The organism is Mesorhizobium sp. CA6, from assembly GCF_020165035.1.
GTDB lineage: Bacteria > Pseudomonadota > Alphaproteobacteria > Rhizobiales > Rhizobiaceae > Mesorhizobium.
Window position 1 is genome coordinate 1 of sequence record NZ_JAIUHI010000019.1, and the last position, 15,775, is coordinate 15,775.

Sequence of the window (15,775 nt, forward strand, 5' to 3'; positions counted from 1 at the left end):
CTTCTCCCCTTGCGGGAGAAGGTGTCGCCGAAGGCGACGGATGAGGGGTGTTCCAGGGAACGCAGACCTCTCACTCCGCTGGAACACCCCTCATCCGTCTCGGCGCTATCGCGCCGATCCACCTTCTCCCACAAGGGGAGAAGGCTAGAGCGCTGCTCACATCCCCTGCATGGCGTCGCAGGACACATTCGGGTTCATGTCGGCGAAGGCGCCGGTGGGGTTCTGCTTCCAGGCCCAGACATGCAGCTCGTAGAACGGGCCGAGGCCGTAGCGGTTGGGCGCGGTGTTGAAGTTGAACAGATGGCCTTCGAGCGAGGCCGGGCCCTTCGCGGTGATGTATTCGACCGCGATCAGCTTCAGCGTGCCGTCGGCCATCGGCTCGTACATCACGGCTTCCGGCTTGGCGACGTCGACGGCGTCGTCCTTCAGATAGGCGGCGTTGACGTAGTGGATGCCCATGGCGCCGCCGGTGAGGCCGCTGGCGCAGGGGATCGGCGCGTAGCCTTCGGCTTTCGCCACGGCGACATCCTCGAAGCGGCTGTCCAGCGCTCGCACTTTTTCGGCGAGCGGATTGACGGTTTCGGCCGTGGCCGCGCCCGCTATCAGCATGATGATCGAGGTAGAAGCGCCGATGACGCATTTGATTAAGATCTGAATGTTCATTTGTCTCTCCAATTGAGGCGCGCAAGCGGCGGCAGTCGGCCGGTAAAGGCCAACTCCGAACGCCGGCGGCGCTGTCGCTAAAAAGGATGGTCGCTGATCCCGACCAGAGCGGTTCACCGAACGAACCGCTCCAAGTCTTTGTTTTGCGCAATTCCGGACGGAAAACCGCTGCGCAGTCTTCCTGGAATCGCCCGGTGCGGGATCAGCTGTGATGCCACCAATATTCCCAGTATTCGCGCGGGTTTTCCCGCTCGTGCAGGCCGATGTCGCGTCTCAGGTAGTCGTCCTGCGGCGGCAGAAGGCGTCGCCGGCTTCGCAGGGGCGAAAGCAACGCCGACACAGCCCGTCGCATGAAGCCGCGCCGTGGCGGGACGATGTCCGCCGCGGCGGATACGGCCTCGTCCTCTGGCACGGCGTCAGGTCCGCCGGCGACGGGTATGGTCTGCCCGACATGGTCTGCCCGATCAGCGATAAAAGTAGGGGTCGAGGACCCGGACCTCCGTGATCTTGTCGACGGGAAGCGAATTCTTCTGCGCGGTGCTGCGGATCGCCTCCGGCGAGGGCGCATCGTAAATGCAGAAGCTCTTGCTCTTGTCCGGCGAGACGAAGGATTGCACCCAGGTGACGCCTTTCTCGGCGTTGCGGGCGATGACGCCGCCCATCGCGGTTGCGCCGGCATCGTTCATCGGCACGTGAAGCCCATCGGGGAAGGTACGTTCAATCAGGTAACGAGGCACGATCGGTTTCCTTTCATTGGTGAATTGCGCTCGGTTCAAGCGCGACCCAGCAGAAATCACCTTCGCGGAAGGCGCGCATCGGAGCCATTCCCCATATTGGCCGGGACGATTCCCTATCTTTGCGACGTTTTATGTGGAAGATGGCACCTCAATGTGTGGAAAGTCACATTTCTGTGCCGTTTCCCACGCTATCGCGGCGGCGGCCGCCACGATGGAAAATTCTGGTTTCGCGAGAGAGTGACGATGCTTCTGGAGCGGCAGACGCAACTGCAGCAAATGGATGCCTTGCTGGCAGATGCAACAGGCGGGCGCGGCCGCGTCGTGGTCCTGTCGGGGGAAGCCGGCGCCGGCAAGACGGCGCTGGCCGAGGCGTTCGCAAGCCGCTTGGGCGAGGGGCTGATCGTGCTTCGCAGCGCCTGCGAGGATCTCTCCATTCCCGATCCCCTGGGGCCGCTTTACGATCTGGCGCGCGAGGCGCAGTGGGAGCCGCCGCGAGCGATCGACGACCGCCAGGTGCAGCGGCTGCCCTTGTTTTCCGAGGCGCTCGACGTCTTCGAGGCGAAAGGTCCTTGCCTACTCGTCATCGAGGACCTGCACTGGGCCGATGACGCTACGCTCGATTTCGTGCGTTTCCTCGGCCGGCGCATTGCAAACACGCACATCCTGCTTCTGATCACGGCGCGCACCGACCGCAGCGAAGGACAGATGCGCGTGCGCCGGGCGCTCGGCGAGATACCGGCCGGCAACATCCAACGCATAGAAGTGCCGCTGCTCAGCGAAAGCGCGGTGCTCTCGCTCGCCGCGGCGGCCGCGCGCGACGGCGACGCGATCTACCGCGCAACGGCGGGAAACGCCTTCTTCGTCACCGAGCTGCTCGCCGCCGCGGTCGATGGCGCGTTGCCGGCGAGCGTCCGCGACGCCGTGCTGGCGCGCGCCGAAAGATTGTCGCCCGGCGCCCGCTCGATGCTCGACGCAGTCTCGGTGTTTCCGCGCCGCGCCGATGCCTGGGCGCTGAGCGGCCTTTGCGGGATCGCCGCCGCCGGCCAGCTCGCCGAATGCGTCGCCAACGGCCTGCTCGAGGATTTCGGCGATGGCTATGCTTTCCGGCACGAGATCGCCCGCACGGCCATCGAGATGGCGCTGACGCCCAGCAAACGACGCGAGTACAATGAGCGCGCGCTGGCGGCGTTACGGGAAAATCCGCAAGTCGCCACCGCAAGACTGGTGCATCATGCCGTCGAAGCGCAAAGCCTGGATGTGGTGCGCGAGCTGGCGCCGGTTGCCGCGCGGGAGGCATCCCGCGTCGGCGCGCATCGCGATGCGGCGGGCTATTACGAGGTCGCCCTGCGCTACGCCGATACTCTGCCGATCGAGAAGCAGGCGGAGCTTTACGAAGGCCATGCGTTCGAGTGCCACCTGATCGGCCGCGTCGACACGGCGATGGAAGCGCAGGGCCGGGCGCGCCAGCTGCGCCAGGCGCTGGGCGACCGGCTCAAGGAAGGCGACAGCCTCAGATGCCTGTCGCGCTTTGCCTATCTGCTCGGCGATCGCGAGGCAGCGGACCGTTTCGGAGAGCAGGCCGTGGGGCTTCTGGAGACCGCGCCCGACAGCGCCGAGCTGGCGATGGCTTATTCGAACCTCTCGCAACTGGCGATGCTGGCCGAGCGGCTCGAGGACGCGCTTTCGCTCGGCGGCAAGGCGGTCGAGCTGGCGGAGCGGCTCAACCGGGCGGACATTCTATGTCATGCGCTGAACAATGTCGGCGCCGCCGGACAATGGCTGGATTTTGCCAAGGGGCGGCGCGATCTCGCCCGCAGCCTCGGGATTGCGCTGTCGGGCAACTACCAGGAGCATGCGGCGCGCGCCTTCACGAATTGCGCCTGCGTCGAGATGAACAGGCTCAACTTCAAGGAGGCGGCGTCGTTCCTGGATCGCGGCATCGGCTATTGCGTCGAGAACGATCTCGCGACATGGCGCGACTACATGCGCGGCGTGCAGGCGCAGCTTTTGCTTCGCCGCGGCTTGTGGAACGACGCCGCGACGATGGCGCATGAGGTTGTCGACGACGATGCAACGACGCCGCTGGTGCGCTATCCGTCGCTGGTGGCTCTGGCACGATTGCGCATCCGCCGCGGCGACCCGTCGGCCGAGCCGATCGTCGAAGAGATGAGGCGGTTCCTGGACAAGGGCATGGAGCTGCAGCGCCTGGTGGCGTTTGCCCAGGTGCTGGCCGAATCGGCCTGGCTTGGACAAGCCGACAGGCAGGAAGCCTTGCGCCTGATCGCGGTTGCCGAAAATCTCGCGCCAACGCCGGCCGTGTTCGGCGAACTTGCAACCTGGCGGGAACTGTTGTCGCCGGGATCCGAAGCCGGCGACACGGACGGCATGGCGGAGCCGCACCGCCTGCAACTGACGGGCGACTGGCGCGCCGCCGCCAGGCTGTGGGCCGAAATGGGGGCGCCTTTCGAACAGGCAATGGCCTTGCTGCTCGGCGACGAAGCGGCGCAGCGCGAGGCGCTCGCCATTTTCGAGGACCTTGGCGCGAGGGCGGTCGCGCAGCAGGCGCGCAGCCTCATGCGGGAAAGCGGCGTCAGTCACATCGCGAGAGGGCCGCGACAGGCGACGCGCGCCAACCAGGCCGGCCTCACGCAGCGCCAGATGGAAGTCCTGGAACTTCTCGAGCGAGGCTTTTCCAACAAGAAGATCGCCGCGCATCTGACCATTTCGCCCAAGACGGTCGATCACCACGTTTCGGCCGTGCTGGAGAAGCTGGAAGTCATCTCGCGCGGCGAGGCGGCTGCCGCGGCGCGCGCGTCGGGTCTGGTGTGAGGCTTGTTTTCTGCGCCTGAAGGAAACCGCCGGCCCCGGCGCTGCCTCTCATCCGCCCTTGGGCACCTTCTCCCCGTTGAACGAGGAGAAGGAAATAGGCGTCAGGCGAACGTGCCGTGGCAGTGCTTGTACTTCTTGCCGGAGCCGCAAGGGCAGAGCTCGTTGCGGCCGACCTTGCCCCAGCTCGCGGGGTTCTTCGGATCGCGGTTTTCCGGTGCGACGACGGCGTTGGTGTCCTGACGCACCAGAAGCGCGGTCTCGCCGCCCTGGAAATCATCCTCGCCGGTGGAGCCGTCGATATGGCTGCCGAACATCTCGGGCGCTTCAGGCGGCGGCGCATCGGCCGCCTGGCGCACCAGCTCGACGCGCATCAGCTGTGCGGTGACGGCCTGCTCCAGATTGCCGAGCATGGCCTGGAACAGCTCGAAGGCCTCGCTCTTGTATTCCTGCAGCGGGTCGCGCTGGGCGTAGCCGCGGAAGCCGACGACCGAGCGCAGATGGTCGAGATTGACGATGTGCTCGCGCCACAGATGGTCGAGCGTCTGCAGCACCACCGAGCGTTCGACATAGTTCATCACATCGGGGCCGAAGCGGTCGGCGCGCTCCTTGGCGGCGGCGTCGGCGGCGGCCGTGATGCGCTCGCGAATGTCATCCTCGGCGATACCTTCTTCCTTGACCCATTCCTCGACCGGCAGGTCGAGGTTGAGGTACTGCGCCACTTCCTCCTTGAGACCGGCAACGTTCCACTGCTCGGCATAGGCGTTTTCGGGGATGTTCTTGGCGACGATCTCCTCGATGACGCCTTCGCGCATCTCGGCAATGGTTTCGGCGAGACCTTCTCCGTCCATCAGCTCGATGCGCCGCTGGAACACCGCCTTGCGCTGGTCGTTGGCAACGTCGTCATATTTCAGGAGGTTCTTGCGGATGTCGAAGTTGCGCGCCTCGACCTTCTTTTGCGCTTTCTCGAGCGCCTTGTTGATCCAGGGATGGATGATCGCCTCGTCTTCCTTGAGGCCGAGCTTCTGCAGCATGCCGTCCATGCGCTCGGAGCCGAAGATGCGCATCAGGTCGTCCTGCAGCGACAGGAAGAATTTCGACCGTCCGGGATCGCCCTGTCTTCCCGAACGACCTCTAAGCTGGTTGTCGATGCGGCGCGATTCGTGGCGTTCGGTGGCCAGAACATAGAGGCCGCCGGCGGCCAGCGCCTTTTCCCTCAGGCGCTCGACGTCGGCGTGGATTTCCCTTTCCCTGGCCTCGCGCTCGGGGCCCTCGGGCATGTCTCCAAGTTCCTCCGCGATGCGCATCTCGGCATTGCCGCCGAGCTTGATGTCGGTGCCGCGGCCGGCCATGTTGGTGGCGATGGTGATGGCGCCGGGCTTGCCGGCCTGGGCGACGATGGCCGCCTCGCGCTCGTGGTGACGGGCGTTCAGCACTTCGAAGTCCTTGAAGCCGTCCTTGCGCAGGCGCTCGGCCAGCTGCTCGGATTTTTCGATCGAGGTGGTGCCGACCAGCGTCGGCTGGCCCTTGGCGCTGGCTTCGCGGATTTCCCTGACGATCGCCTTGTACTTCTCCTCGACCGTCCGGTAGACCTCATCGTCCTCATCCTTGCGAATGACCGGCAGGTTGGTCGGGATTTCGGTGACCTCGAGGCCGTAGATGTTGCCGAATTCCTCCGCCTCGGTCAGCGCCGTGCCGGTCATGCCGGCAAGCTTCTTGTAGAGGCGGAAATAGTTCTGGAAGGTGACGGAGGCCAGCGTCTGGTTCTCGGGCTGGATCTGCACGTGCTCCTTGGCCTCGAGCGCCTGGTGCAGGCCTTCCGAATAGCGGCGGCCCGGCATCATGCGGCCGGTGAACTCGTCGATGATGACGATCTCGCCATTGCGCACGATGTAGTCCCTGTCCTTCTGGAACAACAGGTGCGCCTTCAGCGCGTTGTTGACGTGATGGACGATGGCGACGTTCTCGACGTCATAGAGCGACTCGCCCTTCAACAGGCCGGCGTCGCGCAGCATGTTTTCCAGCTTCTCGGTGCCGTCCTCGGTGAAGATCGTCGTCTTCTGCTTCTCGTCGACCTCATAGTCGGCCGGGCCGAGCTTCAGCATGAAGGTGTCGATGGTGTTGTACATTTCCGAGCGGTCTTCGAGCGGACCGGAAATGATCAGCGGCGTGCGCGCTTCGTCGACCAGGATGGAATCGACCTCGTCGACGATGGCGTACGAGTGTCCACGCTGCACCATCTGCGAGCGCTCATACTTCATGTTGTCGCGCAGATAGTCGAAGCCGAGCTCGTTGTTGGTGGCATAGGTGACGTCGCAGGCGTAGGCCTCACGGCGTTCCTCGTCGGAAAGGCCGTGGACGATGACGCCGACGTTGAGGCCGAGGAATTTGTAGACGCGGCCCATCCATTCGGCGTCGCGCTTGGCGAGATAGTCGTTGACGGTGACAACATGCACGCCCTTGCCGGCGAGCGCATTGAGGTAAACCGGCAAGGTGGCGACCAGCGTCTTGCCCTCGCCGGTGCGCATCTCGGCGATGCCGCCATTGTGCAGCACCATGCCACCGATCAATTGCACGTCAAAAGGACGCATGCCAAGCACGCGGCGGGCGGCCTCGCGCACCGTGGCGAAGGCCGGAACCAAGAGATCGTCGAGCGCAGCGCCGTTGGCGAGATCCTGGCGGAACTTTTCCGTGCGCCCCGCGAGCTCGGCATCGGAAAGCGCCCGCATCTCGTTTTCCATGGCGTTGATGGCTTCGACCCTTGGCCGGGTCGACTTGACGCGGCGGTCGTTGGAAGAACCGAAAACCTTACGGGCGAGACCGCCGAGACTGACCATCCAATGGCCCTTTCGATAGCAATTTAGCCGTTTGCGACAGGCACCTGGCGGGCCCATCAAATCCGCGTGAGTGCGGACAAACGCAAAAAGCGCCCGGAAAACGGTTCTGGACGCCAAGTCGTTGGACAGATAAGAGGGGGCTCAATCGATGTCAACGCCGCGTTAGCCCTATCGGCAGCGCCAAATTCCGCCACAATTCGACTGATCTGGAACCCTTCCGCTCACGCGATCCTTATTGGCAATCCCCATTGGAGTTTATCTTGATGTCCCTGTCGATCCGCCGCGCCTCGCTCGCCAGTCTCGGTCTGGCCTTCGGGCTCTCGGCCCTTTGCCTGTCGCCGCTGATGGCGCAGGAAACCAAGCCGGATGCCGCCGCGCCCGCTGCGCCCGCGAAGCCGGTCGATCCCAATGCCGTGATCGCCACCGTCAACGGCGAGAAGCTGACCGAGGCCGATCTTCGGCTCGCCGAAGGCGAACTGTCGCAGCAGTTCGCGCAACTGCCGCCTGAACAGCGCCGCGCGGCGGCCCTCTCAGCGGCGATCGAAATCCGCGTCATGGCCAAGAAGGCCGTCGACAGCGGCCTCGATAAGGACGCCGACTTCCAGCGTCGCATGGCTTTCCTGCAGGCACGAGCCCTGCATGGCGAGGTCGTCGAGAAGGAAGTGGTCGACAAGGTGACGGACGCCGAAGTGCGCGCCCGCTATGACCAGGAGATCGCCAACACGCCGCCGGTCAACGAAATCCATGCCCGTCACATCCTCGTGAAGACGAAGGAAGAGGCTGAGGCGATCATCAAGCAGCTCGACGGCGGCGCCGATTTCCAGAAGCTCGCCAACGAACACACCAGCGACCCGAGCGGCAAGACCAGCGGCGGCGATCTCGGCTGGTTCGGCCCGGGGCAGATGGTGCCGGAATTCGACAAGGCGGCGTTCGCGCTCGACGTCGGCAAATATTCGAAGGAGCCGGTGCAGTCGCAGTTCGGCTGGCATGTCATCAAGGTCGAGGACAAGCGCGCCAAGCAGCCGCCGGCCTTCGACGACGTCAAGGACCAGGCCAAGCAGGCGGTGATCCGCGACAAGTATTTCGCCATGGTCAAGGAGCTGCGTGCGGCCGCCAAGGTCGAGATCCCGGACGAGAAGCTCAAGAAGGACATCGACACGCTGGAAGCCGGCAAGTAATCCGCTTGCGGCTGGATAATTCTGAAAGGGCGCCCGAGGGCGCCCTTTCGTTTTCGGGGGTCAAGCGTTCATTATGCCCCGCGTGATGTAGCGAATGGCGGCGCGGATCGCCGCCTTGTCCTCGTCGAGCCGTTCGGTCAGCAGATGCCGCCAGGCGAAAGAAGCGACCAGGTCGGCCACGATCCCGGCATCGACATCGGCCGCCACCTCGCCGCGCGCCTTGGCGCGCTCGATCATCCGGCCGGTATGGCTGCGGCGTCCTTTTGAATATTCGGCAAGCGCGGCCGCCGCCGTCTCGTCCGACTGCGCCTCTGCGATCAGCGAGCGGAAGATGTTGCCCGACGGGGTGTCGCGCCAATGCGCGAACAGGTTCTCAAGGAAGCCGGCCAGATCGTCCTCGACGTTTCCGGTGTCGGGCGTCTCGACGCGCTTCTGCCGCTGGTATATCTCGATCAGCAGGGCCGCCTTGCTCGGCCACCAGCGATAGATGGTCGGTTTTCCCGCCCGCGCCCGCCGGGCGACGGCCTCGATCGAGAATCCGGCATAGCCCGCCTCGCGCAACACCGCCTCGGCGGCGTTGAGGATGGCATCGGCGCTCTCGGGACTGCGTTTTGCGCCGATCGACTTGCGCCCGCGAGCGGCGGCTTCGCCCATCGAGGTCTTCCTTGGCCGGTGAATCTGCTGCCGATCATATTGGCTTCGGCGACGAAACGAAACGACGTGTTTCCAATTGCAAGGCCGCCGGCCAAGCCGGCAAGGCGCGGCCAGAACGCCTCTTGCGCCGGCGCGCGCTATCGGGCAAACCGGCTTCCTTCCTTTCGTGTTCTTGCCGCTCCGGGATACCGATGTCTGCTACGATTTCGCCGCTCGCACCGAAGAAATATCCGAAGATGCCGGTCATCGAGGGTGTGCGCATCGCGACCGCCGAAGCCGGCATCAAGTACCGCAACAGAACCGACCTGCTGGCCATGGCCTTCGATCCGGGCACGGCTGTCGCCGGCGTGTTCACCAAGTCGAAATGCCCGTCGGCGCCGGTCGACTTCTGCCGTCAGAACCTGCCTGCCGGCAAGGCGCGTGTTCTGGTGGTCAATTCCGGCAATGCCAACGCCTTCACCGGCAAGAAGGGCCAGGCTTCGACCGCGCTGACCGGCGAGGCGGCGGCGAAGGCCGCCGGATGCTCCGAGAGCGAGGTGTTCCTGGCCTCGACCGGCGTCATCGGCGAGCCGCTCGACACGACCAGATTCAGCCATCTGCTCGCCGGCCTGATCAAGGACGGCAGGCCGGATCAGTGGACCGAGGCGGCCAAGGCGATCATGACCACGGACACCTATCCGAAGGTGGCGACGGCTACGGTCAAGCTCGGCGACACCGACGTCACCATCAACGGCATCGCTAAGGGCGCCGGCATGATAGCGCCCGACATGGCGACGATGCTCTCCTTCATCGCCACCGACGCGCCGATCGCGGCTCCCGTGCTGCAGGACCTGCTGTCGCGCGGCACGGCCAAGACCTTCAATGCGGTGACCGTCGACAGCGACACCTCGACCAGCGACACGCTGCTCTTCTTCGCCACCGGCAAGGCCGCGGCGCGCGGCGCGCCGGCGATCGGCGATCCCAAGGACGCGCGGCTCGGCGCCTTCCGCCGGGCGCTCGGCAAGGTGCTGAAGTCGCTGGCGCTGCAGGTGGTGCGCGACGGCGAGGGCGCGCGCAAGCAGGTCGAGGTCACCGTCACCGGCGCGAAGTCCGCCCGCTCGGCCAAGCGCATCGCGCTCTCGATCGCCAATTCGCCTCTGGTCAAGACGGCCGTCGCCGGCGAGGACGCCAATTGGGGCCGAGTGGTCATGGCCGTCGGCAAGGCCGGCGAGCCGGCCGACCGCGACCGGCTGTCGATCTGGTTCGGCGACAACCGCCTGGCGCATGAGGGCGAGCGCGACCCGGCCTATTCGGAGGAAGCGACCTCGGCCTATATGAAGCGCGACGATATCCGCATCCGCGCCGATCTCGGCATCGGCCGCGGCAAGGCGACGGTGTGGACCTGCGACCTCACCAAGGAATATGTCGCCATCAATGGCGATTACCGGAGCTGATGGCGCCGGTGTCGAGGCATCCGGCAAGCGTGCTCGCGGTTGTGCGTCGCTACGAGGCGGCGGGTTTTCGCGCCTGGCCGGCGGCCGCCGTCCATTATGACGGGACCTGGGTCGTGCGGCTAACCGCAGGTCTCCCCGCCAAGCGCCTCAACTCCGTCAATCCGCTCGATCCGGGCGACACGCACGCCATCGAAGAGCGCATCGGCCGCGCTGCAAGACGCTTCGACGCCTATGGCAGGCCGCTCACCTTTCGCATGTCGCCGCTGTCGGGACAGGTCTTGTCCACGCATCTCGACAGGGCCGGCTGGAACATGTTCGACGAATCCCTGGTGATGCGGTTGCCGCTGAAGGAGGTCGAGCTTGGCGCGGCCATGGACCAGATTCCGCTCAAGGACATCAGCCGTTTCATCGGCGCTTCGCTGAGGACGAGCGGCTCGGACGCCTCGCTGCGGCCCGGCCTGTCCGAGGTCATCGGCGCCATCCAGCCGGAAGCGGGGCTGTTCGCGCTCGAGGACGGCAACGAGCCGCTGGCGACGCTGATCTGCGTTCATGACGGCGATCTCGCGGGTCTGTTCGAGGTCGCCACCGAAAAGTCGGCGCGCAAGAAGGGCCATGGCCGCAATCTCATCCTGTCGGCGCTGAAATGGGCACGGCTGCGCGGCGCGCGCGAGGCCTGGCTGCAGGTCGAGGCCGGCAATCTGCCGGCGCTCTCGCTCTACCGGTCGCTCGGCTTCGAGGAAGTCTATCGCTACCACTATCGTCGGCCGCCTGGCGCATGAGCGAGGTCAAGCCGGCCGGAAAGCGACTGCTGCTGGTCGCCGCCTGCGCGCTGGTCGATACCGACCGGCGCGTGCTTCTGGCGCAGCGCCCGCAGGGCAAGCAGCTTGCCGGCCTGTGGGAGTTTCCAGGCGGCAAGGTCGAGCCCGGCGAGACGCCGGAGGAGTGCCTGGTGCGCGAGTTGCATGAGGAACTCGGCATCGAGACCGAGATCCCATGCCTGGCGCCGCTCACCTTCGCCAGCCATTCCTATGACGATTTCCATCTCCTGATGCCGCTCTATGTCTGCCGCCGCTTTCGCGGGATCGCGCAGGCCAGGGAAGGACAGGGGCTCAAATGGGTCAGGCCGCGGCAGATGCGCGACTATCCGATGCCGCCGGCCGACGCGCCGCTGATCCAGTTCCTCATCGACCTTTTGTAGTTTCGCGCCGACTTGGCGGCAGGTCGGCGTTTCCCGGGCGGCCGAGTGTTTCCGCACGTTTCCGGGAGCTGGTTTAGTCAGCGTTAATGGAAGATTTATCCCGACGTGAAAAATTGCGTGAGGCCGTTTCGCGCGGCGATATCGTCGATGACTGGGAAACACGGCATGAGCCTTGAAAGAGACTGGGATTCGATCCGGCCCGACCGGGGATTTCGCGCGGTGGACGCCGGCATCGGCATCCTGCGGATCACGCTTCTCTTCGGCTCGGCGGCGGTGGCGCTGGCGCTGATCGCAACGCCTTTCCTGGACAACCAGGCCCGGCCGCAGAGCGTTCGCGACGGCTTCGCGGGCGGGCTCGACATGACCGCGACCGGATCGATCGGCCATCGCCCCAATACATATACGGTGCGCCGCAGCGTGCTGCAGCCCTTGCCCAGTTCAATCTGCGTCATCCGCAACGACGGCAGCCGCAGCGGCGAGTGCTGACTTGGTTAATGATTTTCCGGCGCGGCGGCGTTTCACTCGCTGTTAAGCTTTTGCCGTTAACCTTTCTTAACGGGTAAGACATTAGAGTTTCTGCATGAGGGATCGATGATCATGAAAAACCTGCTGCAGCAATTCATCCAAGACGAAACGGGCGCTACGGCCGTCGAATATGGTCTGATCGTCGCGGTGTTGTCGCTGGCCATCGTTGCCGGGGTCAAACAGGCGGCAGACGGGCTGGTGTGGCTGTTCACCGACAACAACAGCAAGCTTGCCAACGCCTTCGCTCACTGACGGCATCACGGGCGGCGCTCAGGTCCTGGACGGGTTCTCCAGGACCGCCTTGAGCGAGACCTTGCCGGATCCCGGCTTGAGCGGCTTTTGCTGCGAGGCGTCGGGCGCCCAGCCGGACATCCAGACAATCGAAAAACTCGCGCGGATACGGCCATCCGGATCCGCGAACCGTTCGGCGTAGAGCTCCGCGGCGCGGGCAAAAAGCCGTCTGCCGGCCGGCCTGCGGCTGCGATCGACGAGCGCGTTTGTTTCGCCCATGGCGCGCAGGTCGGCGGCGAGGTCGAACAGCGTGTCGTAGCGCACCGCGACCGTTTCGACATCGGCGACCGGCAAGGCCAGGCCGGCGCGCTGCAACAGCGCGCCGGCGTCGCGCACGTCGGTGAAGGGAAGGATGCGCGGGCTTGCGCCGCCGTAAAGCTCCGTCTCGGCCGCCAGCATGCTCTCGCGCAATTCCGCCAATGTGCCCGCGCCGGCAAGAGCGCCGAGGAAAAGCCCGTCCGGTCGCAGCGCCCGGCGGATTTGCGCAAGCACGCCGGGAATGTCGTTCATCGCATGCATCGAGAGCAGGGAGACGACGAGATCGAGGCTGGCCTCCTCGAACGGCACGGTCTCAGGCGGCGCTACCAGGCCGGTGCCGCCGGCCAGAAGCGCTTCGTCCATCTCGACGCGCACGATTTCGCCGACCTTGCCGCTGCCGGCAAGCACGTCCACGGCCGCTGAAGTCTGGCAGAACAGCGCGGCCGCCTTGCCGAAGCGGCGTTCGACGGCGCCCAGCCGGTCGACAAGGTCCTCTGCGGCGCGGCGCATCAGGAAATCGGCGCCTTCGACGGGGCGCGCGAGTGCCCGGCGCTTGCGAGCGAGCCAGAGCTCGGTGTCGATCAAGGGCTGCAATGAAAAGCTTCCTGTTGTCCGCGCGTGCCGGAGTGGTGTTAAGGTGGCGCGGGGTTTCCTTTCACGTGGCCGATCCGGTGCACAAGATCAAGACCACAGCGGTCCAGGATATGACGCGGCAGGCACTGGCCTGGCCGGCGCGGCTGTTGTTTCCGCCGGTTTGCGCCGGCTGCCGTCGTCATGTGTCGCAACCCGGCGTGCTGTGCGGCGCCTGCTGGCCGAAGCTTAGGCTGCTGGAAAAACCCTGGTGCCCGGTGATGGGCACGCCCTTCACGCACGACATGGGCGAGGGGTTTCTTTCCGCCGAGGCGATCGCCGATCCGCCGCCCTTCGAGCGGGCGCGGGCCGCCGTCCTCTATTCGGGTGTCGCGCGGCAGATGGTGCAGGGGCTGAAATATCAGGACCGAACCGACCTAGCGCCCTGGATGGCGAACTGGATGATGCGGGCCGGCGCCGAGCTGATTGCGGAGGCCGACCTAGTCGTGCCGGTGCCGTTGCACTGGCGGCGCTTCTTCCGGCGCCAGTTCAACCAGTCCGCGGAACTCGGTCGGGCCGTTTCAAAGCTCGGCGGGCTGCCCTTCTCGCCATCCGTGGTCAGGCGCGTGAAGTTGACGCGCCAGCAGGTCGGGCTCGAACGGCACGAGCGCGAGGAGAATGTGCGCGCCGCGTTTCGCGTGCCGCCGGACGCTGAAATCGAGATAGCGGGGCGCCGGGTGCTCGTGGTCGACGATGTCTATACCACCGGCGCAACGGTGCGGGCCGTCGCCAAGGCGCTGAAGAAAGGCGGCGCCGGAGCGGTCGACGTGCTGACCTTCGCGCGCGTTCTGCCGGGGGACTTCCGAGCCGATGAGTCTGCAACTATATAGTGCTTAAGTTGTTGTTTCGGTGCAGGTCGTTTACGCACAAGCGTCGGGCGATGTGCACAAGCAGGATTTTGCTGATGGTCGATGTGACGATCTATACGCGCATGATGTGCGGCTATTGCACGGCCGCCAAGCGGTTGCTCGAGCGCAAGGGTGTGACCTATACCGAGCACGACGCTTCATTCTCGCCGAAATTGCGCCAGGAAATGATTTCACGGGCACATGGGCGCACCACTTTTCCGCAGATATTCATCGGCGACACGCATGTCGGCGGCTGCGACGATCTCCATGAATTGGAGTCGCAGGGGCGGCTGGACGTGCTGCTTGCCAACGAAGCGAGGGCTTGATCATGGGTGCTTTCAAGGCGGCGGCGGTGCAGATGCGTTCGGGGACCAGCCCGGAGCGCAATGCGGCCGACATGGAAAGACTGGTCCGCGATGCTGCACACCAGGGTGCCACCTACGTCCAGACGCCGGAAATGACCGGTGCGCTGATCCGCGACAAGCAGGCGGGGGCGGCCGCCTTCACCATCGAAGACAAGGACGTGGTCGTCGCGACCGCGCGCAGGCTGGCGAAGGAGCTCGGCATTCATCTGCATGTCGGCTCGACGGCGATTCTGCGCGCCGACGGCAAGCTCGCCAACCGCGCGTTCCTGTTCTCGCCCGACGGGGCCCTTATTGCCGGTTACGACAAGATCCATATGTTCGATGTCGACCTCGACAATGGCGAGAGCTGGCGTGAATCCGCCTCCTACGAGCCGGGAACGGAAGCGGTCGTGACCGATATCGAGGGGACGAGGCTGGGCTTCGCGGTGTGCTACGACCTGCGCTTTCCGCAGCTGTTTCGCGCCGAGGCGATGGCCGGGGCCGAGGTGCTGACGGTGCCGGCCGCTTTCACGCGCCAGACCGGCGAGGCGCATTGGCATGTGCTGTTGCGCGCCCGCGCCATTGAGAACGGCGCCTATGTCGTCGCCGCCGCGCAGGGCGGCCTGCATGAGGACGGACGCGAAACTTATGGCCATTCGCTGATTGTCGATCCGTGGGGGCGCATCGTCGCCGAGGCCGCGCATGACGAGCCCGGCGTGATCGTCGCCGAGATCGATCCGGCGCAGTCGCTTGCCGCGCGCCGCAAGATCCCCAATCTGAAGAACGCGCGGGATTTCACCGTCAATGCCGGGACAAGCGAAGCGCCGCGTTTCAGGGGTGCCGCCTCTTGATCCGTTTTTCCCTGATCTGCGAACACGAGCACGAATTCGAAGCCTGGTTCCGCAGCAATGACGACTTCGACACCCAGAAGAAGCGCGGTTTCGTCGATTGCCCGCGCTGCGGCTCGCACAGGATAGAGAAGGCGTTGATGGCGCCGGCCGTCTCAACGTCCCGCAGCCGAGAGAAGGTCGCTTTGGCCATCGGCGAGGCGCAGAAGCAGGCGCTGGCGCAGCTCAAGGCACTGGCCGAGAAGGTACGCGAAAATGCCGACTATGTCGGCGACAAGTTCGCCGAGGAAGCGCGCAAGATCCATTTTGGCGAGACCGATCCACGTGGCATCTACGGCGAAGCGACGCCGGAAGAGGCGCAGAGCCTCGTCGAGGACGGCGTCGAGTTCATGCCGATTCCGAGCTTTCCGGACGACCGGAACTGAGGTGTGTCGATATTCAGGTGATGCCGGCCTGCGAATGGCGGCTTCCTGGGCTTCCGGTGCTCACGTACTTTAAGTACGCT

At 65.1% G+C, this 15,775-nt stretch carries 16 protein-coding genes; 11 read left to right on the plus strand and 5 right to left on the minus strand.

The annotated features are described in order from the left end of the window. Nucleotides 1-156: 156 nt before the first annotated feature. Together LB526_RS24525 and LB526_RS24530 are read right to left on the minus strand one after the other, a co-directional pair. A complete protein-coding gene (locus LB526_RS24525; protein WP_224546250.1) occupies nucleotides 157-609 on the minus strand; it encodes a hypothetical protein in 453 nt (150 codons plus the stop codon). 518 nt (nucleotides 610-1,127) lie between these two features. Then, a complete protein-coding gene (locus tag LB526_RS24530; RefSeq protein WP_095767571.1) occupies nucleotides 1,128-1,400 on the minus strand; it encodes a DUF4242 domain-containing protein in 273 nt (90 codons plus the stop codon). Nucleotides 1,401-1,643: 243 nt separating this feature from the next. On the opposite strand from LB526_RS24530, the gene LB526_RS24535 reads away from it, so the two are divergent. After that, nucleotides 1,644-4,229: a helix-turn-helix transcriptional regulator gene (locus LB526_RS24535; protein WP_224630152.1), complete on the plus strand. Its 2,586-nt coding sequence runs from the start codon at nucleotides 1,644-1,646 to the stop codon at nucleotides 4,227-4,229. A gap of 101 nt (nucleotides 4,230-4,330) precedes the next feature. Here the strand turns inward: LB526_RS24535 and secA are convergent, their stop codons facing one another. Continuing rightward, complete coding sequence (gene secA / locus LB526_RS24540; protein WP_140847412.1) at nucleotides 4,331-7,063, minus strand: preprotein translocase subunit SecA; 2,733 nt, start codon at nucleotides 7,061-7,063, stop codon at nucleotides 4,331-4,333. A gap of 263 nt (nucleotides 7,064-7,326) precedes the next feature. On the opposite strand from secA, the gene LB526_RS24545 reads away from it, so the two are divergent. After that, on the plus strand, nucleotides 7,327-8,241 hold the full coding sequence (locus LB526_RS24545; protein WP_224630096.1) for a peptidylprolyl isomerase: 915 nt from the start codon (nucleotides 7,327-7,329) through the stop codon (nucleotides 8,239-8,241). A 60-nt stretch (nucleotides 8,242-8,301) separates the two neighbouring features. On the opposite strand, the gene LB526_RS24550 is transcribed toward LB526_RS24545, so the two are convergent. Further along, entirely contained in the window at nucleotides 8,302-8,895 is a 594-nt protein-coding gene (locus LB526_RS24550) for a TetR/AcrR family transcriptional regulator (protein ID WP_224630097.1), read from the minus strand. 191 nt (nucleotides 8,896-9,086) lie between these two features. Here LB526_RS24550 and argJ point away from each other — a divergent pair, with 191 nt between their 5' ends. The 5 genes from argJ to LB526_RS24575 all read left to right on the plus strand — a co-directional run bounded on the left by argJ (nucleotide 9,087) and on the right by LB526_RS24575 (nucleotide 12,303). Then, nucleotides 9,087-10,328, plus strand: a complete 1,242-nt coding sequence (gene argJ, locus LB526_RS24555) for a bifunctional glutamate N-acetyltransferase/amino-acid acetyltransferase ArgJ (protein ID WP_224630098.1) — start codon at nucleotides 9,087-9,089, stop codon at nucleotides 10,326-10,328. Next, nucleotides 10,328-11,107: a GNAT family N-acetyltransferase gene (locus LB526_RS24560; RefSeq protein ID WP_224630099.1), complete on the plus strand. Its 780-nt coding sequence runs from the start codon at nucleotides 10,328-10,330 to the stop codon at nucleotides 11,105-11,107. The genes argJ and LB526_RS24560 overlap by 1 nt, the downstream gene beginning before the upstream one ends. Then, nucleotides 11,104-11,526 carry a (deoxy)nucleoside triphosphate pyrophosphohydrolase gene (locus LB526_RS24565; protein ID WP_224630100.1) on the plus strand — a complete coding sequence of 141 codons (423 nt, stop codon included), beginning with the start codon at nucleotides 11,104-11,106 and terminating at the stop codon, nucleotides 11,524-11,526. The genes LB526_RS24560 and LB526_RS24565 overlap by 4 nt, the downstream gene beginning before the upstream one ends. A gap of 165 nt (nucleotides 11,527-11,691) precedes the next feature. Continuing rightward, nucleotides 11,692-12,012: a hypothetical protein gene (locus LB526_RS24570; protein WP_224630101.1), complete on the plus strand. Its 321-nt coding sequence runs from the start codon at nucleotides 11,692-11,694 to the stop codon at nucleotides 12,010-12,012. 111 nt (nucleotides 12,013-12,123) lie between these two features. After that, the gene (locus LB526_RS24575; protein ID WP_140847402.1) at nucleotides 12,124-12,303 is read left to right on the plus strand and encodes a Flp family type IVb pilin; all 180 of its coding nucleotides are present in this window, start codon (nucleotides 12,124-12,126) and stop codon (nucleotides 12,301-12,303) included. Between the two features lie 18 nt (nucleotides 12,304-12,321). On the opposite strand, the gene LB526_RS24580 is transcribed toward LB526_RS24575, so the two are convergent. After that, nucleotides 12,322-13,194 (minus strand): methyltransferase domain-containing protein, encoded by an 873-nt coding sequence (locus LB526_RS24580; protein WP_224532537.1) that lies wholly within the window; start codon nucleotides 13,192-13,194, stop codon nucleotides 12,322-12,324. A gap of 65 nt (nucleotides 13,195-13,259) precedes the next feature. Here LB526_RS24580 and LB526_RS24585 point away from each other — a divergent pair, with 65 nt between their 5' ends. The 4 genes from LB526_RS24585 to LB526_RS24600 all read left to right on the plus strand — a co-directional run bounded on the left by LB526_RS24585 (nucleotide 13,260) and on the right by LB526_RS24600 (nucleotide 15,695). Further along, complete coding sequence (locus tag LB526_RS24585; RefSeq protein ID WP_224532536.1) at nucleotides 13,260-14,060, plus strand: ComF family protein; 801 nt, start codon at nucleotides 13,260-13,262, stop codon at nucleotides 14,058-14,060. 74 nt (nucleotides 14,061-14,134) lie between these two features. Then, nucleotides 14,135-14,404 carry a glutaredoxin 3 gene (gene grxC, locus LB526_RS24590; protein ID WP_140543583.1) on the plus strand — a complete coding sequence of 90 codons (270 nt, stop codon included), beginning with the start codon at nucleotides 14,135-14,137 and terminating at the stop codon, nucleotides 14,402-14,404. Between the two features lie 2 nt (nucleotides 14,405-14,406). Next, entirely contained in the window at nucleotides 14,407-15,273 is an 867-nt protein-coding gene (locus LB526_RS24595) for a carbon-nitrogen hydrolase family protein (protein WP_224532535.1), read from the plus strand. After that, the gene (locus LB526_RS24600) at nucleotides 15,270-15,695 is read left to right on the plus strand and encodes a DUF1178 family protein (protein ID WP_140692522.1); all 426 of its coding nucleotides are present in this window, start codon (nucleotides 15,270-15,272) and stop codon (nucleotides 15,693-15,695) included. The genes LB526_RS24595 and LB526_RS24600 overlap by 4 nt, the downstream gene beginning before the upstream one ends. Nucleotides 15,696-15,775: the final 80 nt, after the last annotated feature.